General features: G+C 72.5%; 20 protein-coding genes. 17 read left to right on the top strand and 3 right to left on the bottom strand.

What is annotated here, in order from left to right:
- The first annotated feature begins 30 nt into the window (after positions 1-30).
- Together BM127_RS14605 and cofC are read left to right on the top strand one after the other, a co-directional pair.
- Positions 31-345 carry an EthD family reductase gene (locus tag BM127_RS14605; RefSeq protein WP_091199614.1) on the top strand — a complete coding sequence of 105 codons (315 nt, stop codon included), beginning with the start codon at positions 31-33 and terminating at the stop codon, positions 343-345.
- A 19-nt stretch (positions 346-364) separates the two neighbouring features.
- Complete coding sequence (gene cofC, locus BM127_RS14610; RefSeq protein ID WP_091199616.1) at positions 365-1030, top strand: 2-phospho-L-lactate guanylyltransferase; 666 nt, start codon at positions 365-367, stop codon at positions 1028-1030.
- A 118-nt stretch (positions 1031-1148) separates the two neighbouring features.
- Here cofC and BM127_RS14615 read toward each other — a convergent pair whose 3' ends face one another.
- Positions 1149-1574, bottom strand: a complete 426-nt coding sequence (locus tag BM127_RS14615; RefSeq protein ID WP_175507413.1) for a PNPOx family protein — start codon at positions 1572-1574, stop codon at positions 1149-1151.
- A gap of 132 nt (positions 1575-1706) precedes the next feature.
- Here BM127_RS14615 and BM127_RS14620 point away from each other — a divergent pair, with 132 nt between their 5' ends.
- Together BM127_RS14620 and BM127_RS14625 are read left to right on the top strand one after the other, a co-directional pair.
- Entirely contained in the window at positions 1707-3245 is a 1539-nt protein-coding gene (locus tag BM127_RS14620) for an AMP-binding protein (protein WP_091199618.1), read from the top strand.
- Between the two features lie 155 nt (positions 3246-3400).
- Complete coding sequence (locus BM127_RS14625) at positions 3401-4387, top strand: LLM class flavin-dependent oxidoreductase (RefSeq protein WP_091199620.1); 987 nt, start codon at positions 3401-3403, stop codon at positions 4385-4387.
- Here the strand turns inward: BM127_RS14625 and BM127_RS14630 are convergent.
- Positions 4362-5381 (bottom strand): TIGR03619 family F420-dependent LLM class oxidoreductase, encoded by a 1020-nt coding sequence (locus tag BM127_RS14630; RefSeq protein WP_091199622.1) that lies wholly within the window; start codon positions 5379-5381, stop codon positions 4362-4364. The two genes, BM127_RS14625 and BM127_RS14630, sit on opposite strands and share 26 nt — an antisense overlap.
- Positions 5382-5452: 71 nt before the next feature.
- On the opposite strand from BM127_RS14630, the gene fgd reads away from it, so the two are divergent.
- The 10 genes from fgd to BM127_RS14675 all read left to right on the top strand — a co-directional run bounded on the left by fgd (position 5453) and on the right by BM127_RS14675 (position 14305).
- Complete coding sequence (fgd, locus tag BM127_RS14635; protein WP_091199624.1) at positions 5453-6484, top strand: glucose-6-phosphate dehydrogenase (coenzyme-F420); 1032 nt, start codon at positions 5453-5455, stop codon at positions 6482-6484.
- Positions 6485-6534: 50 nt separating this feature from the next.
- Positions 6535-7179, top strand: coding sequence for an AAA family ATPase (locus tag BM127_RS23045; RefSeq protein WP_198554293.1), 645 nt, complete (start codon positions 6535-6537; stop codon positions 7177-7179).
- The gene (locus BM127_RS22590) at positions 7134-7988 is read left to right on the top strand and encodes an LLM class flavin-dependent oxidoreductase (protein WP_198554292.1); all 855 of its coding nucleotides are present in this window, start codon (positions 7134-7136) and stop codon (positions 7986-7988) included. The genes BM127_RS23045 and BM127_RS22590 overlap by 46 nt, the downstream gene beginning before the upstream one ends.
- A gap of 36 nt (positions 7989-8024) precedes the next feature.
- Positions 8025-8894: an aldo/keto reductase gene (locus BM127_RS14645; RefSeq protein WP_091199626.1), complete on the top strand. Its 870-nt coding sequence runs from the start codon at positions 8025-8027 to the stop codon at positions 8892-8894.
- 5 nt (positions 8895-8899) lie between these two features.
- Positions 8900-9865: an SDR family NAD(P)-dependent oxidoreductase gene (locus BM127_RS14650; protein WP_198554291.1), complete on the top strand. Its 966-nt coding sequence runs from the start codon at positions 8900-8902 to the stop codon at positions 9863-9865.
- Positions 9858-10478 carry a maleylpyruvate isomerase family mycothiol-dependent enzyme gene (locus BM127_RS14655; RefSeq protein WP_091199629.1) on the top strand — a complete coding sequence of 207 codons (621 nt, stop codon included), beginning with the start codon at positions 9858-9860 and terminating at the stop codon, positions 10476-10478. Before BM127_RS14650 ends, BM127_RS14655 begins: the two co-directional genes overlap by 8 nt.
- A gap of 27 nt (positions 10479-10505) precedes the next feature.
- Positions 10506-11069 (top strand): GNAT family N-acetyltransferase, encoded by a 564-nt coding sequence (locus BM127_RS14660; protein WP_091199630.1) that lies wholly within the window; start codon positions 10506-10508, stop codon positions 11067-11069.
- 48 nt (positions 11070-11117) lie between these two features.
- Complete coding sequence (locus BM127_RS14665) at positions 11118-11561, top strand: Fur family transcriptional regulator (protein ID WP_091199632.1); 444 nt, start codon at positions 11118-11120, stop codon at positions 11559-11561.
- 12 nt (positions 11562-11573) lie between these two features.
- Positions 11574-13832 (top strand): catalase/peroxidase HPI, encoded by a 2259-nt coding sequence (gene katG / locus BM127_RS14670; RefSeq protein ID WP_372476677.1) that lies wholly within the window; start codon positions 11574-11576, stop codon positions 13830-13832.
- Between the two features lie 107 nt (positions 13833-13939).
- Entirely contained in the window at positions 13940-14305 is a 366-nt protein-coding gene (locus BM127_RS14675) for a bleomycin resistance protein (protein ID WP_091199634.1), read from the top strand.
- Here BM127_RS14675 and BM127_RS14680 read toward each other — a convergent pair.
- A complete protein-coding gene (locus BM127_RS14680; RefSeq protein WP_091199891.1) occupies positions 14302-14745 on the bottom strand; it encodes an MOSC domain-containing protein in 444 nt (147 codons plus the stop codon). The two genes, BM127_RS14675 and BM127_RS14680, sit on opposite strands and share 4 nt — an antisense overlap.
- A 67-nt stretch (positions 14746-14812) precedes the next feature.
- Here BM127_RS14680 and BM127_RS14685 point away from each other — a divergent pair, with 67 nt between their 5' ends.
- Genes BM127_RS14685 through BM127_RS14695 form a run of 3 tightly spaced genes read left to right on the top strand, consistent with a single transcriptional unit; the run spans position 14813 to position 17857 of the window.
- Positions 14813-15415: a DinB family protein gene (locus BM127_RS14685; protein WP_091199636.1), complete on the top strand. Its 603-nt coding sequence runs from the start codon at positions 14813-14815 to the stop codon at positions 15413-15415.
- Positions 15416-15447: 32 nt separating this feature from the next.
- Positions 15448-16401, top strand: a complete 954-nt coding sequence (locus BM127_RS14690; protein ID WP_091199638.1) for a homocysteine S-methyltransferase family protein — start codon at positions 15448-15450, stop codon at positions 16399-16401.
- 43 nt (positions 16402-16444) lie between these two features.
- Entirely contained in the window at positions 16445-17857 is a 1413-nt protein-coding gene (locus BM127_RS14695) for an MFS transporter (RefSeq protein ID WP_091199640.1), read from the top strand.
- Positions 17858-17942: the final 85 nt, after the last annotated feature.

The following is a 17942-nucleotide window of genomic DNA, read 5'->3' on the forward strand; positions in this document are numbered from 1 at the left end:
CGCCGGAGCACCGACGGAAGGACACGTGAGATGACCAGCACGCTCTACGCCTGCTACCGCCACCCGGAGGACACCGAGGCGTTCGACCGCCACTACGCCGACGTGCACTCCGGCCTCGGCCTGGCGCTGCCCGGCCTGCGGTCGTTCACCGGGACCCACCCGGCTCCCGGGCCCGACGGCGCCGCGCCGGCCTACTACTTCATCGCCGCCCTGAGCTTCGACGACGACGCGGCTCTCGGAGCGGCGCTGGGCGGGGCTGAGGGGGCGGCTGCGGTGGCCGACCTGGCCAACTTCGCGGGCGCGGGAGTCGACCTGATGACCGGCCCGACGACCACCTACTCCTGACGCCGGCCGGGGACATCACGTGGCTGGGCTGCAGGCACCCCGCTTCGCGGTGACGGCCGTCGTGCCGGTCAAGCCCCTCGGGCTGGCCAAGACCCGGCTGGCGGTGCCGGCCGGGCACCGTCAGGCCCTCGCGCTGGCCTTCGCGCTCGACACGATCGCTGCGCTCACCGAGACGTCGTACGTCGTCGGGGTGCTCGTCGTGACCTCGGACGAGACCGTCGCGGACCGCGTCGCGAGGCAGGGGGTGCGGGTCACCGCCGACCGGGGCACCGGCCTGGGACCGGCCGTGCGCGAGGGCATCCGGGTCGCGACGTCGTGGCACCCGGACAACGGCGTGGCAGTGGTGCCGGGCGACCTGCCCTGCCTGTCCTCCCAGGACGTCACGGACGTCCTCGACGAGGCGGCTGCCGACCCGTCAGGGCGGGGCGTCTACGTCCCCGACCGCGCCGGGACCGGCACGACGTTCGTCGTCCAGGCGTCTGGCCTCGCGGCGCTCACCCGCTACGGCCCGGACTCCGCCGCCCGGCACCGTGCGCTCGGGCTGCGCGCCCTCGACGGAGCCCCGCCCGGCGCGCGGCACGACGTCGACACCCTGGCCGACCTCCGCGAGGCCATGGCGCTCGGCGCCGGTTCGCGGACGCGTGCGGTGGTGGCTGAGCTGGGCCTCGAGGTGCCGGTGCACTGATGGGTACGCGCCGGGGTGGCGGCACATTGCTCGACCGCGCGACCCAGCGGCGCGATCTGCCGCCACCCTCGGGCAGACCGCGCGATCTGCAGCCACCCCCACGGTCGTCCGACCAGCCTCACTCCTCGCTGGCCGACCACCCCGTGACCTTCACGATCCGGCAGACCAGCACCCGGTGGAACGGCTTGTCGGCGTACTGCGGGACCGTCGTGGCCAACCGGTCGGCCAGGGCGTCCACCAGTGCCTGGTCAGGTTCGGGGACGTGCTCGGTGTCGGCGCGGACCCACCACAGCTGCGACCAGTCCTCCAGGTCCCAGTGCTCGATGAGCAGCGAGCCGCGCGGGTCGGCGGCGAGGTTGTCCTCGCGCTGGAGGCGCGACGACTTCTTCGGCTTCACCTGGTCGATCGGCACCCCGACGTGCCCCGCGTGGACGGCGTACACGACCGGTTGGGGATCCGGTCCGCGCGTCGGGTGCAGCGTGGCGAACACCCCGTGCACGTGCTCGTCGAGTCGGGCGGTCGCGACCTCTTCGGTCAGCCTCATCAGGATGCTCCCGGGGTGTGGGGGACGTACGCCTGCCAGCCTCACCCATGACCGCTCCACGCACCATCACGCCTTTCTCAACGTTGTCGACGGACCCTTGACCGTGCGGGCCTTCCCGGAGAGGTTGGCGGCATGAACCTCGCCTGCTGGGTGGAGCGCAACGGACGCCGGCTGGGCGAGGCGCCGGCGCTCGCCGCGGGAGAGGCCGTGCACGCGACGTGGGCCGAGCTCGCGGCCCGGGTGGCCGGCGGTGCGGCCGGGCTGCGCGACACCTCGGGACCGGGGACGGGGCTGGAGCCGGGGGACCGGGTGGCGATCGTGATGGCCAACCGGCCGGAGTACCTCGAGGTGCAGTACGCCGCGTGGCACGCCGGCCTCGTCGTCGTACCGGTCAACGCGCGGCTCCACCGCGACGAGATCCGCTTCATCCTGGACGACAGCGGGACCCGCGTCGTGTTCACCGACGAGGCGCACGCCGAGGACGTCGATGCGCTGGTGGCGAGCGTGGAGGGCGTCGACCGGGCGGTGCTGGTCCCGGGGCCGCAGTGGGACGACCTCACCGCGACGGAACCGGCGCCGCTGACCGACCGGCGCCGCGACGACCCGGCCTGGCTCTTCTACACCAGCGGCACGACCGGGCGCCCGAAGGGCGCGACCCTCACCCACGGCAACCTGCTGATGGCCTCGCTGAGCTACTTCGCCGACATCGACCCCGTGGCGCCGACCGACAGCGTCCTGCACGCCGCGCCGCTCTCGCACGGCTCCGGGCTCTACGGCCTGCCCCACGTGGCGAAGGGTGCGGTGAGCGTCTTCCCCGGGGCGTCCGCGCTCGCCGGACCCGAGCTGCTGGCGCTGGTCGAGCGGTGGCCGGGGCTGTCGTTCTTCGCCGCACCGATCATGGTGAAGCGGCTGGCCGAGGACCCGGCGCTGACCGGCGCCGACCCGGCGCAGCTGGAGGGCCTGAAGACGATCATCTACGGCGGCGCCCCGATGTACCTGACCGACCTCGAGGTCGCGCTGGACACGTTCGGGCCACGGCTGGCCCAGATCTACGGCCAGGGCGAGACGCCGATGACCATCACCGGCCTGTCGAAGGCCGACCACGCCGACACCGACCACCCGCGGTGGCGCGAGCGGATGCAGGGTGTCGGCTTCCCGCGCAGCGACGTCGAGGTCCGCGTCGTGGACGAGGACGACCGCGAGCTCCCGGCCGGCGAGCCGGGCGAGATCGTCGTACGCGGTGGGGTGGTGATGTCCGGCTACTGGGAGCAGCCCGAGGCGAGCGCCGAGACCCTGCGGGGCGGGTGGCTGCACACCGGCGACATCGGCAGCTTCGACGACGACGGCTTCCTGACGCTGCGCGACCGCTCCAAGGACCTGATCATCAGCGGTGGGATGAACATCTATCCCCGCGAGGTCGAGGAGGCACTCCTGGCCCACCCGCACGTCGAGGCGGTCGCCGTGGTCGGGCGGCCCGACCCGGAGTGGGGCGAGGCCGTGGTGGCGTTCGTCGTCACCGACGGCACCGAGCCGCCCACCGAGGAGCTCGACCGCACCTGCCTCGACCGCATCGCACGCTTCAAGCGCCCGAAGGACTACCACTTCGTGGACTCCCTGCCCACCAACAACTACGGCAAGGTGCTCAAGAGGGAGCTGCGCGAACGCCTCTGAGACGCGGGCCGGGGGAGCGTTGAGCAAACCATGAGCACGGGCTCCCTTGCGGAGGATCGGCGCCCGATTGTTAGGTACGTCACAAGGGCCCGAACCGGGACATGGGTGGACCAGCTCCGGACGCCGGCCGAGACCGCTCCCGAGGAGACGTTGAGATGAAGCTCGCCCTGTACCTCCCCAACTTCCGCAACCACGTGACGGTCCAGGAGCTGGCCGATCTCACCGACCTCGCGGAGGAGCTCGACTTCGACTCCGTGTGGACCCTCGACCGGATCATCGTCCCGGAGGCGTCGGACAGGGGCGAGCTCCAGTACCCGTTCGGGATGATGGACCAGTTCCCGCTACAGATGCCGGTCGCGTCCACGGGCAAGTGGTTCCAGGGCTGGCCGCTGCTGCCGTGGCTCGCAGCCCGCACCTCCAAGGTGCGCATCGGCATGAGCATCACCGACACGCCCTACCGCTCGCCCGGCGTCTTTGCCGCCGAGTGCGCCACCATCGACCACCTCTCCGGAGGCCGGCTCAACGTCGGCGTCGGCGCGGGGTGGATGCCCGAGGAGTTCGCGGCCGCCAGCGCCAGCCACCTCTTCCCCCGCCGCCACGGTCATGTGCGCGAGACGATCGAGATCTGCCAGGGCATCTGGGCCAACGAGACCTTCGAGTACCACGGCGAGTTCGCCGACTTCGAGCCCTCCGGGTTCGGCCACCAGCCGTTGCAGAAGCCCGGCCCGCCGATCTACTTCAGTGGCCTCAAGGACGCACGCCGCTCGGCGCGCCGGATCTCGAAGTACGGCCTCAAGGGGTGGATCGGCATCCAGGACACGCCGGCCGAGCTGGCCAACTGGCGCAAGGCGATCGCCGACGAGCTCGAGCCGCTCGGCGGCAACATCGAGGACGTCGAGATGTGCAGCATGATCTGGTTCACGATCACCGACACCGAGGTCGACCAGACCGACAACCACAAGCTGACCAATCTGCTGGTCGGCACCGAGAAGCAGATCACCGACCGTCTGAAGAGCTACGCCGAGGCGGGCATGCACATGCCGCTGATCTGGCCGCCCTTCGCCGACGTGCCGGTCTCCAAGACGCTCGACGACCTCAAGCGCCTGAAGAACGACATCATGCCGAAGGTGGAGGCCTCCTGAGGTGGGGCGGCGGCTGAGACGGGGCCAGGGCGTCCAGCACACGCTCCGCCTCCGCCGTCGCCGCATCGGCGTCCACGTCCGGCGAGCCGACGTGCGGGGAGAAGTTGAGGTCCACGAGGACCTCGGTGGCCCCGTGGCTCGCCAGGTCGGCCAGGTCGTCGAGGACCTGCTGCCGCGTGCCGTTCCCCCGACGGCGACCGCGGCCGGGATCCTCGGCGACCAGGTCGACCACCATCCGCACCAGGATCCGTACGGCGTCGGGGTCGCGCCCGGCCTCCTCGGCCCCGGCACGCACCAGGGCGACGGCGCGGGTGAGGGACGCCAGGTCCGTGCGGGTGCTCCCGATCCAGCCCTCGGCCAACCGACCGGCGCGACGCAGGGCCGGCTCGGCCTCCCCGCCGACGAGCACCGGCGGGTGGGGCTGCTGCACCGGCCGGGGACCGACGTGCGAGCGGGGGACGGTGTAGAACTCGCCCGCGAACTCGACCGGGTCCTCGGTCCAGACGGCCCTCAGGCAGCGGAGGTACTCCTCCATCCGGGCCCCGCGCCGCGCCATCGGCACGCCGGCGGCGGCGTACTCCTGCGACATCCAGCCGATCCCGAGCCCTGCGGTCACCCGGCCCCCGCTGAGGTGGTCGAGCGTCGTCATCGCCTTGGCCATCAGGACCGGCGGGGTGAACGGCGCGCACAGGGTCGCGGTGCCCAGCCCGATGCGTCGGGTGTGGCCCGCGACGAAGGCGAGCGGCAGCATCGCGTCGTGGACGGCGCTGTAGGACGGGTCGGAGATCGGGCGCGACGACGGGTTGCCGACCTCGTCGTGGGCCGGGCCCGGCCCGTCGGCGACCGGCTGCGGCTGCAACATCCGCTGGAACGTCCACAGCGAGGCATAGCCCAGGTCCTCGGCCCGACGGGCGAGGTGGATCATCGTCCCGGGGGTGGCCCAGCTGCCCGACACGGGCAGGCCGAACCCCAGCAGCGGCAGCTCTTCGCTCATCCCCCGCACGATGCCACCCGGCACCGACTCCGCACCCCCGCCGACGCCCAGCGTTAGGACAACATCTCCTCATGAACGCCACCTCGAACGCCGGCTCGCCGCTCACCATCGGCTACAAGGCCTCGGCCGAGCAGTTCGGCCCCCGCGAGCTCGTCGAGCTCGGGGTGCGCGCCGAGGAGGTCGGCCTCGACAGCGTGATGGTCAGCGACCACCTCCAGCCCTGGCGCCACGAGGGTGGCCACGCCCCGCACGCGCTGACCTGCCTGACCGCGATCGGCGAGCGCACCGAGCGGGTGGTGCTGGGCACGAGCGTGCTCACGCCGACCTTCCGCTACAACCCCGCCGTGCTGGCCCAGGAGCTCGCGACCCTCACGCTGCTCAACCCGGGCCGGGTCGTGCTCGGCATCGGCAGCGGCGAGGCGCTCAACGAGATCTCGGTCGGCCTGCAGGAGTGGCCGGAGTTCAAGGAGCGGTGGGCGCGGATGCGCGAGGCCGTACGCCTCATGCGCGAGCTGTGGGACGGCGAGCGGGTCACCTTCGAGGGCGACTACTACCGCACCGTCGACGCCACGATCTACGACCGCCCCGAGGGTGGCGTGCCGATCTACGTCGCCGCCGGCGGGCCGCAGATGGCGAAGTACGCCGGCCGGGTCGGCGACGGCTTCATCTGCACGAGCGGCAAGGGGATGGACCTCTACACCGACAGGCTCCTGCCTGCCGTCGAGGAGGGGCTGGAGGCGGCCGGTCGGTCCTCCGACGACATCGTCCGGATGATCGAGATCAAGCTGTCCTACGCCCCGACCCACGAGGAGGCACTCGAGAACACCCGCTTCTGGGCGCCGCTGTCGCTGAGCGCCGAGGAGAAGCACCGCCTCGACGACCCGATCGAGATGGCGGCCGCGGCCGACCGCCTCCCGATCGAGCAGGTCGCGTCGCGGTGGATCGTGGAGACCACGCCCGAGGGCGTCGTGGATGCCGTACGCCCCTACGTCGAGGCGGGCTTCGACCACCTGGTCTTCCACGCGCCCGGCCACGCCCAGGAGCAGTTCCTCTCCTCCTTCGGCGCCGACGTGGTGCCGTTGCTGCGCGACCTGGGCGCCTGAGGCTGGGCCACCGCCCGCGCGGAGGCGCCGGGCTGCGCCACACGGGGGGAGTGCGCCTCCCCGACCCCGCCCTCGTGGTGCTGGTCGGCGCCTCCGGCTCGGGCAAGTCGACGTGGGCGGGCGCGGAGTTCCGCGACCAGGAGGTCGTCTCCTCCGACGCCCTGCGCGGAGTCGTGGGCAGCGGGCCGCACGACCTCGACGCCTCGGCCGACGCCTTCGGCGTGCTCGAGACGGTGGTCGCCGCGCGTCTCGGACGCGGCCTCACCACCGTCGTCGACACGCTCGGGCTCGACACCGCGAGACGACGGTCGTGGCTGGCTGCCGCGCGTACGGCGGGGCTACCGGCAGTCGTCGTCCTGCTCGACACCCCGGACGAGGAGTGCCGCCGGCGCAACGCGGCCCGCGACCGGCCCGTGCCGGCGCCGGTCCTGGCCGGGCAGCTGCGCCAGGTGCGGGACGTACGTCCGCTCCTGGACGCCGAGGGCTGGGACCTCGTCGCTCCGGTGGGTGCCGAGAGTGCACCGGCCGATCCCGTGCCCGCGGCGCGCGCCGAGCGGGCCGGCGACCGCACCTCGAGCCTGGGCCTGCGATCGGTCCTGCAGGTCTCGCGGTCCCGTGGGGCGAGGACCCGCTGGCGTGGCTGTCGGACATGGCCAGGGCCGCGGACGAGGCCGGCTTCGCGGGCCTCGCGCTGATGGACCACCTCATCCAGGTCCCGCAGGTCGGCCGGGCCTGGGACCCGATCCCGGAGCCGTGGGTGACCCTCGGCGCTGTCGCCGCGCTGCGCACCGACCTCGAGCTCGGGACGCTCTGCACGCCCGTCACGTTCCGACCGGCCGGTGTCACGGCCAAGGCCGCTGCCACGCTGTCGGCCCTCACCGGCGGCCGTGCCTTCGTCGGCATCGGCGCGGGGTGGTGGGAGCGGGAGCACGCGGCGTACGGCATCGCGTTCGGGCCGGCGCGCGAGCGGCTCGACGACCTCGAGAACGCCGTCGTCACGATGAAGGCGCTCTGGTCGGCGGGGACCAAGGCGTACGACGGGCACGGGGTCTCGCTGCCGGAGACCACCTGCTACCCGCGGCCCGGTGGGCCGATCCCGATCACCGTCGGCGGATCCGGCGAGCGCCGCACCCTGCGGATCGCCGCGCAGCACGCCGACGCCTGCAACCTCCGGACCACCGACGAGGCCGAGCTCCAACGCCTGATCGGGGTGTTCCACGGCCACTGCGACGACGTCGGCCGCGATCGCAGCGAGGTCGCCGTGACCGTCCTCGACCTGCCGGTCGTCGGCCGCGACCGGGACGACGTGTGGGCGCGGGTCGAGCGGCACCGCGGCCGGACCGCCGCAGCGACGTACGCCGCGCGCACCCACGCGGCCACTGTCGCCGGTCACCGTGACCGCTGGGCCCGCCTCGCCGGGATGGGGGTGCGGACCGTCTTCGTCGCCACGCCCGACCTCGACACCCCCGACGACGTCCTCGCCCTTGCGGGTCTGAGCGCCTGAGCACCCCACGACCGCGCGGGTCGTAGGGTCGAACGCATGCAGACTCGTACTCTCGGCAACCAGCAGGTCGGCGCCATCGGCCTCGGCCTGATGACCTTCGACCAGACCGGCACCCAGCCCCGCCAGCAGCTCCTCGACACCGTCACCGCCGCGCTCGACGCGGGCGTCACGCTCTTCGACACCGCCGACGCCTACGGCCCCGGTGACGAGCTCGGAGCGCACGCCCAGGGCGCCAACGAGCGGCTGATCGTCTCGATCCTCGACGAGCTCGGCGTGCGCGACCGCGTGGTCCTCGCGACCAAGGGCGGCCACGTGCGCACCGACGGCGGCAACTGGGACGTCGACTCGTCCGCGGCCCACCTCAAGGCAGCCGTCGACGCCAGCCTCGAGCGCATCGGCGTCGAGCAGCTCTCGCTGTGGCAGCACCACCGCCCCGACCCCCAGGTTCCCTACGACGAGGTCATCGGCACCCTCAAGGAGATCGCCGACAGCGGCAAGGTCGCCCACGTCGGCCTGTCCAACGCCGACCCCGACCAGATCCGCGCCGCCCACGCGGTGCTCGGTGACGCCCTGGTGAGCGTGCAGAACCAGTTCAGCCCGAAGTTCCGCTCGAGCAAGCCCGAGATCGACGTGTGCGAGGAGCTCGGCCTGGCCTTCCTGCCGTGGAGCCCGCTGGGCGGGCTCGGCGACGCCAAGGAGCTGGCCGAGAAGCACCCGGCCTTCGCCGAGATCGCCGCCGACCGCGGGGTGAGCGCCCAACAGGTCGCGCTCGCCTGGGAGCTGGCCCAGTCGCCGGTCGTCATCCCGATCCCCGGCGCCAAGCGGCCCACCTCGATCACCGACTCCGCCGCCGCCGCGGAGATCGAGCTGACCGCGGACGAGCTCTCCCGCCTCGACGCGAGCTGATCCGGGTGCCGCGCCCGCTGCTCAGCCGCGCCGTCGACACGGTCATGGACCGCTCGTTGGTCCTCGGCTACACGACGATCGGCCTGGCCGTGCGGCGGGTGCTGCCCGGGTGGCCTGCCGACGCGCCGGCCGGCGCGCTCCGCGGGCGGCACGTCCTGGTGACAGGGGCGAGCTCCGGGCTCGGCGTCGCCACCGTCAAGGGTGTCGCCGACCTCGGTGCGGCCGTCCACATGCTGGTGCGCGACGAGGCCAAGGGCGCGAAGGTCGCCGACGAGGTCCGGGCCACGCGGCCCGGTGTCGCGCTCCGGCTGTGGCGCTGCGACGTCTCCGACCTCGACGACGTACGCCGCTTCGCCACCGACTTCGCCGAGGAGGTCCCCGACCTCCACGCCGTGGTGCACAACGCGGGCATGATGCCGCCGACCCGCACCGAGTCGGCGCAGGGCTTCGAGCTGAGCATGGCCGTGCACCTGCTCGGACCAGTGGTCATGACGGAGGCGCTCCGCGGCCCGCTCTCCGGCGGCCGCGTGGTGTTCGTCAGCAGCGGCGGGATGTACGGCCAGCCGCTGCGGGCCGACGACCCGGGCTACGCCACCGGTGACTACGCCCCAGCGACGTCGTACGCCCGGTCGAAGCGCTGGCAGGTCGAGATGGCGCCTCTTCTGGCGGAGCGCTGGGCCGCCGACGCGATCACCGTCGCGACCATGCACCCCGGCTGGGCCGACACCCCCGGCGTGCAGGAGTCGCTGCCCCGGTTCCGCGCGATCACCCGGCCGGTCCTGCGCGACGACGCGCAGGGCGCCGACACCAGCGTCTGGCTCGCGGCCGTCGAGCCCGCGCCGCCGACCGGGAGGTTCTGGCACGACCGGGTCGAGCGACCGACCAGCCTGCTGCCGACCACGAAGCCCGGCCCGGACGTACGCGCCCGTGCCTGGCAGTGGCTGCACGAGGCCGCGGGGCTCCATGACTGACGTCTGGCCGCTCGTCCACGTCGAGCGCCACGCGCTGATCGCCGACCTCGAGGGGTTGACCGACCAGCAGTGGTGCACGCCCTCGCTCTGCGACGGATGGACGGTCCACGACGTCGCCGCGCACCTCGTCGGCAACGCGGGACCCATGACGATCCCCGGGCTGGTCCTCGCGATGGCCCGCGCGCGCTTCGACTTCGACCGGATGAACCAGGCCGACGCCGCGCGCGAGCTCGGCGACGGACCGGCGTACACCTTGCGGCGGCTGCGCGAGGTCGCCGACAACACCGACGCGCCGCCGTTCGTGCCGCTCGTGGTGCGGCTGGTCGAGGAGGTGGTGCACGGCGAGGACGTACGCCGTCCGCTCGGCATCGCGCACGACTACCCGCTCGCCGCGGTGGTGCCCGCCCTCGAGCACCAGGTGCGCACCACGGCGTCGATCGGCGGCGGCCGCGAGCGCGCCGCCGGCGTACGACTCCGGGCCACCGACGCCGACGTCTCCATCGGCGAGGGACCCGAGGTCTCGGGTCCTGCGGTGTCCCTCCTCCTCGCGGTCTCCGGCCGCTCGGAGGCGCGTGCCGACCTTGCCGGCCCCGGCCTGTTCGCCCTCGGGTAGGTGGGTCGCGCCGTCTAGGGTGGCGCGGTGCTGAGCCTGCAGATCGATGCCGACGTCCGCCTGACCGACCTCGAGCCCTGGCACGCCGAGCAGCTCGCCGGGCTGTTCCGCGCACACGGCGCCGACTTCTACGACTGGCTGCCGTGGGAGGGCTTCGAGGACGTCGAGGGCGCTCGCGGCTTCATCGACGGATTCACGAAGGGCCGTGGCGAGGGCAGCCGCCGCCTCTACGGGATCTGGGTGGGTGACGAGCTCGTCGGTGGCACCCTCTTCCCGAGCATCAATGCCCGCTCCCGGATCGCGGAGGCAGGCGTCTTCCTCGCGGCCTCGGCGCGCGGTCGCGGGATCGTGACCCGCGCCGTCGCGGCCATGCTCGACTGGGCGTTCACCGAGCGCGGCCTGCACCGCGTCGAGTGGCGCTGCGCTCCCGAGAACCTCGCCAGCCGACGTGTCGCCGAGCGCCTCGGGTTCACCCACGAGGGCACCCTCCGTGAGGTCTTCCCCGTCCGCGAGGAGCGCCAGGACCTCGAGGTCTGGGCGATCCTCTCCCGCGAGTGGTCCGGCCTCCCGCCGCGGAGGGTCGACGCCTGACATCGGAAAACTTGACTCGTTCAAGAAAGCGGGGCAGGGTGGGGACCGATGGACGACAGCGATTTCGAGCACCTGCTCCGCAGCGCTGACCTGAGGGTCACGCGGCCCCGTCTCGCCGTGCTGCGCGCCGTACGCCGCCAGCCGCACGCCGACACCGGCAGCCTCCTCGCCGCGGTCCGCGCCGACGAGGCGACCGTGTCCCACCAGGCCGTCTACGACGTGCTCGGTGCGCTCACCGAGGCGGGCATCGTCCGACGGATCCAGCCCGCCGGCTCGGTCGCGCGCTACGAGCTGCGCGTCGGCGACAACCACCACCACGTCGTGTGCCGTTCCTGCGGCGCCGTTGCGGACGTCGACTGCGCGGTCGGCGTACGCCCCTGCCTCGACGCCTCCGACACCCACGGCTTCGTCATCGACGAGGCCGAAGTGACCTACTGGGGCACCTGCTCCGACTGCTCCACCGCATCCGTATCCGCCTCCAGCAGCAACTGAAAGGGACACCTCATGCCCACTGACGACCTGCCCAACGACTCGGCCGCCTCTGTCGACACCTCCGACAGCAACCAGGCCAACGCCGAGGTCGGCGGGATGAACCAGGACGCCCCTGCCGGCCAGTGCCCGGTGCTGCACGAGGGCATGAAGCACCCCACCCAGGGTGACGCCAACAGCGAGTGGTGGCCCGAGCGGCTCAACCTCAAGATCCTGGCCAAGAACCAGCCCGTGACCAACCCGCTGGGTGCCGACTTCGACTACGCCGAGGCGTTCTCGACGCTCGACCTGGGCGCCGTCAAGTCCGACATCGCCGCGATCCTCCACGACAGCCAGGACTGGTGGCCGGCCGACTACGGCCACTACGGCCCGCTGATGATCCGGATGGCGTGGCACAGCGCCGGCACCTACCGCGTGCAGGACGGCCGCGGCGGCGGTGGCACCGGCCAGCAGCGCTTCGCGCCCCTCAACTCCTGGCCCGACAACGGCAACCTCGACAAGGCCCGGCGCCTGCTGTGGCCGGTCAAGAAGAAGTACGGCAACGCACTGTCGTGGGCCGACCTGATGATCCTCACCGGCAACGTCGCGCTCGAGGACATGGGCTTCAAGACCTTCGGCTTCGCCGGCGGTCGCGTCGACGCCTGGGAGCCCGACGACGACGTCTACTGGGGCCCGGAGACCGAGTGGCTCGGTGGCGACAAGGGTGGCTCGCAGCGCTACTCCGGCGACCGCGAGCTCGACAACCCGCTCGCTGCGGTCCAGATGGGCCTCATCTACGTCAACCCCGAGGGCCCGGAGGGCAACCCCGACCCGCTGCTCGCGGCCTACGACATCCGCGACACGTTCGGCCGGATGGCGATGAACGACGAGGAGACCGTCGCGCTGATCGCCGGTGGCCACACCTTCGGCAAGACCCACGGTGCTGCCGACCCCGAGGCGTACGTCGGTCCGGAGCCCGAGGCGGCGCCGATCGAGACCGGCGGCATGGGCTGGCTCAGCAAGTACGGCTCCGGTGTCGGCAAGGACGCCATCACCTCGGGCCTCGAGGTCACCTGGACCGACGTACCGACGCAGTGGAGCAACCGCTTCTTCGAGATCCTCTTCGAGCACGAGTGGGAGCTCTCCCAGAGCCCCGCTGGTGCTGCGCAGTGGGTCGCCAAGGACGCCGAGGCGATCATCCCCGCGCCCGACGAGGACGGTGCCAAGCGCCTGCCGACCATGCTGACGACCGACCTCGCCCTGCGCATGGACCCGGCCTACGAGCAGATCTCGCGCCGCTTCCTCGAGAACCCGGACGAGTTCGCCGACGCCTTCGCGCGCGCCTGGTTCAAGCTGACGCACCGCGACATGGGACCGGTCGCGCGCTACCTCGGTCCCGAGGTGCCGTCGGAGGAGCTGCTCTGGCAGGACCCGATCCCGGCCCCGGCACACACGCCGTCCACCGAGACGATCGCCTCGGTCAAGCAGTCGATCGCCGACTCCGGGCTCACCGTGAGCCAGCTCGTCTCGACCGCATGGGCGGCAGCGTCGTCCTACCGCGGCTCCGACAAGCGTGGCGGCGCCAACGGCGGCCGCATCCGCCTCGAGCCCCAGCGCAGCTGGGAGGTCAACGACCCGCAGCAGCTCGCGGGCGTCATCACCGTCCTCGAGGGCATCGCCGACGCGAACGACATCTCCTTCGCCGACACCGTGGTCCTCGCGGGCAACGTCGGTGTCGAGCAGGCCGCAGCCGCGGCCGGCGCGAGCATCGAGGTGCCGTTCACCCCGGGTCGCGGCGACGCCACCCAGGAGCAGACCGATGTCGAGTCGTTCGCGTGGCTCGAGCCCAAGGCCGACGGGTTCCGCAACTTCCTGCGCTCCGATGCCAAGCTGCCGGCCGAGTACCTCCTGATCGACAAGGCCAACCTCCTCAACCTCAGCGCTCCGGAGCTGACGGTCCTCGTGGGCGGCCTGCGCGTGCTGGGTGCCAACGCGGCCGCGTCGACGGACGGCGTGCTCACCGAGCGCCCGGGCCAGCTGACGAACGACTTCTTCGTCCACCTGCTCGACCTCGGCACGGTCTGGGCCCCCGCGGGCTCCAACGACCGCTTCGAGGCCAGCACGGGCGGTCGCGCGTGGACGGGGACGAGGGCCGACCTGGTCTTCGCCTCCAACTCCGAGCTGCGCGCCGTCGCGGAGGTCTACGCCCAGGACGGCGCCGAGGAGAAGTTCGTGCACGACTTCGTCGCCGCGTGGGTCAAGGTCATGGACAACGACCGCTACGACGTGGCCTGAGCCCGTACGCCGCACCTGATCCACCCCGGCAGCCCGGGCCCTCACGAGGGTCCGGGCTGTCGCCCATGCTGGGACCGATCCGCCGCGTGCGGGACTAGCGTGGGCGGATGGTCGACCACGCCACCCCCAACCTGCCGTCGCGCGACTTCGACACGACGGTGCAGTTCTACGCCGCCCTGGGGTTCGACGCGACCTACCGCGACACCGGCTGGCTGATCCTGCAGCGTGGCGGGCTGATGCTGGAGTTCTACCCCGATCCGTCGGTGGACCCGGCGACCACGTCGGCCGGCTCCTGCATGCGAGTGGACGACGTCGATGCGTTGTACGACGTCTGCGTCGCGGCCGGGATCCCGGTGACGCACCTCGGCTGGCCGAGGCTGCACCCGCCGCAGGTCGAGGGCTCGGGGATGCGGATCGGCGCGCTCATCGACCCCGACGGGTCACTGCTGCGACTCGTGCAGAACCCGGACTAGGCGTCCGGGGTCACGGCCTCGTCGCCGACCCGGATGGTGCCGGAGCCGAGCAGCCGGAACACCGTGCCGCCGCGCGGGGACCTCAGCGCCTGCATCGCACCGGGCCCGAGGTCGTCGTCGAGGAGGCGGCACGGTGCCGCGATGCGCACGACCTCCAGCTCGACGCCGCCGATCGTCATCCGCTCGCCGGGGCGGGTCGGGAGGGGTCCGTGGTCGAGGGTGATGTTGCGCCGGGTCAGGCCCGGTTCGACCGGTCGTCCCAGGACCTCGGCGGCCACGGCCAGGTCGTCGAGCGCCTGGACGGTGACGTGCCGGTGCCTGCTCCCGTGGTAGCGATCGCCGACCAGACCGACCCCTGCCTCGGCCTCGACGGAGGTGACGGACTTCGTGGGCAGGCGACGACCCGGGGCGACGTGGATGGAGTGGACGCGAGGACTCACGCGGTGACCGTACGTCGCACGGACAATGCGGTCGCCCACCGTCCGGTCCGGTGGGCATGATCGACGGATGGACCACCACCTCCTCGACCCCACGACCGCCCTCCAGCACTACCTGCAGGAGGCGCGCGACGCGCTCCTGTGGAAGCTCGACGGTCTCGGTGAGCGCGACCTCCGGCTGCCGAGGACGCCCACCGGCACCAACCTGCTGGGCATCGTCCGGCACTGCGCCAACGTGGAGATCGGCTACTTCGGTCCGACCTTCGGCCGCGAGTGGCCCACGCCCGACGCGGCGCTGCTCGTCAGTGACGAGGAGGCCGCCACCGATCCGCAGGCCGACTGGTGGGTGCCTGCGGAGGTCTCCGCGGCCGAGGTCGCCGACTTCTACCGGGAGGTCTGGGCCTTCAGCGACGCCACCATCGCCGACCTGTCGCTCGACGCGGTCGGTGCCGTGCCGTGGTGGCCCGAGGAGCGGCGCGAGGTGTCGCTGCTGCGGATCATCGTGCACGTCATCTCCGACACCACCCGCCATGCCGGCCACGCCGACATCCTGCGCGAGGGCATCGACGGAGCCGCCGGGCTCGCGGTCGCGTCCACCAACCTGCCCGACCTCGACTGGACGGCGTACGTCGACAGGCTGACGGCTGCTGCAGACCAGTTCGCGCGGCCGTAGCGCACGGCCCGGCAACGGACCACACTGGCGGGATGAGTGCGTCCACGGGCTGGCGACTGCCTGAGACCGATGCGGGCTGGGTCACCGACGGCGGTCTCGAGACCGACCTGATCTTCCACCGGGGGCTCGACCTGCCGGACTTCGCGGCGTTCCCGCTCCTCGACGCGGACGACGGGCGGGCGGTGCTCGCGGACTACTACCTCGCGTACGCCGACGTGGCGGCGCGGGCCGGCGCCGGACTCCTGCTCGAGACGCCGACCTGGCGGGCCAACGCCGACTGGGGTGCGCGCCTGGGTTACGACGCCCACGGCCTGGCCCGGATCAACCGCGACGCGGTCGCCTTCCTCCGCGACCTGGCCGACGGGAGCGGGGTGAGGGACACGCTGGTCGTCGGGGCCCTCGGGCCGCGCGGCGACGGCTACCTCGCCGGTGACCTCGACGCCGACAGGTACGCCGGCTACCACCGTCCCCAGCTGGCGGCGTTCGCCGACGCGGGCGCCGACCTCGCGACGGCGTACACGCTGACGACGGTCGCCGAGGCGACCGGGATCGTGCGCGCCGCCCAGGACGTCGGCCTCCCGGTGGCGATCTCCTTCACCGTCGAGACCGACGGCCGGCTCCCCGACGGCACCGCGCTCGGGGCGTCCGTCGAGTCCCTCGACACGGCGACCGGGTCCGGTGCGGCCCACCTCCTCGTCAACTGCGCGCACCCCGACCACGTGACTCCCGGCCTCGACCCGTCCGCACCGTGGTCGGCGCGGATCTCCGGGCTGCGGGTGAACTCGTCGCGGCTCACCCACGCCGAGCTCGACGAGGCCGAGGAGCTGGACGAGGGCGACCTCGCCGAGCTGGCCTCCGGCACGCGCGCGCTGGCAGACGCGCTGCCGGGCGTGCGGATCCTCGGGGGTTGCTGCGGCACCGACGCGCGCCACGTCGCGGCCATCTGGGACGGCTGGTCGCCGGTCGCCGGGGCGGGTCATAAGTAGGAAGCGCGCTGTCGGAGCTCCGTCCTACAGTCGTCGGGTGCCCATGGACGAGCTGGACCCGGTCCCGGCGGACCCCGCGGCCCCGCAGGTCGAGGCCCACCTCCCGCCCGGAGTGAGCCGAGGTCCGGAGACGCTGCGCGCCTTCCGCGCCGTCCTCGGCAACACGCTCGTCGCCAACGTGACGTCGAGCTACCTCTGGTTCGCGCTGACCTTCTGGGCCTACCTCGAGACCCGCTCGGTGATGGCCACCGCGATCATCGGCGGCGGCTTCATGCTCTTCACGGCCGTCTTCGGGACCTTCTTCGGCACGCTCGTCGACCACCACCGCAAGAAGCTGGTCATGCTCGCCTCGTCGACGATCACGTGGGTGACCTACGCGCTGGCCGGGGTGGTCTGGCTGCTGCTCGGCGAGGAGCGGCTCGCCGACTGGGGCAGCGCGTGGTTCTGGCTGTTCTCCGCGGTCATCCTGGTCGGCGGCGTGGTCGAGAGCCTGCGCAACATCGCCCTCTCCACGACCGTGACCCTGCTCGTGCCGGAGGACGGCCGCGACAAGGCCAACGGGCTGGTCGGCACCGTCCAGGGCATCGCCTTCATGATCACCAGCGTCTTCAGCGGACTGAGCGTCGGCCTGCTCGGGATGGGCTGGACCTTGGCGATCGCGATCGCGCTGACCGGGGCGTCGTTGCTGCACCTCGTGCCGATCACCATCCCCGAGCTCGACCCCGAGCCGGAGGAGGGCGCCTCCCGCTTCGACGTCAGGGGTGCGGTGGTCGCGATCCGGGCGGTGCCGGGACTCGTCGCGCTGATCCTGTTCTCCACCTTCAACAACCTCGTCAGCGGCGTCTACATCGCGCTGATGGACCCCTACGGCCTGACCCTGTTCAGTGTCGAGGCGTGGGGGATCGTTCTCGGTGTGACCGGGATCGGCTTCGTCGTCGGCGGCGGGCTGGTCGCCAAGTACGGCCTCGGCGCCAACCCGGTGCGTACGCTCCTGCTGGTCAACGTCGGCGTGGCCGTGCTCGGGATGACCTTCACCCTGCGCGAGTGGGCCTGGCTCTACGTCCTGGGCCTCTTCCTCTTCATGTGCATCATCCCGGCCGCCGAGTCGGCCGAGCAGACCATCATGCAGCGGGTCGTCCCCTTCCGCACCCAGGGCCGCGTGTTCGGGTTCGCGCAGAGCGTCGAGCTCGCAGCCAGTCCCTTCTCGGCCTTCCTGATCGGACCGATCGCCGAGTTCTGGCTGATCCCCTACATGGACTCCGCCGAGGGCCGCTCGACGTGGGGCTGGCTCGTCGGCGGCGGCGAGGCCCGGGGCATCGCCCTGGTGTTCCTCGGCGCGGGCGCGATCATGCTCGTGACGGTGATGATCGCGCTCGTCTCGGCGCCCTACCGCCGCCTCTCGCAGGCCTATGCCGCCGCTCCGCCGCAGCGGCTGGAGACCGAACAGACCTCCTGAGCAGGTGTGATCTTTCCCCCACCAGGGTCTGGTCAAGGTCTGCGACCGCGACCTAGGGTCGGGAGCGCAGGGAGCTGTTGGGCTG

The sequence above is a fragment of the Nocardioides alpinus genome (assembly GCF_900112035.1).
Lineage (GTDB): Bacteria > Actinomycetota > Actinomycetes > Propionibacteriales > Nocardioidaceae > Nocardioides > Nocardioides alpinus.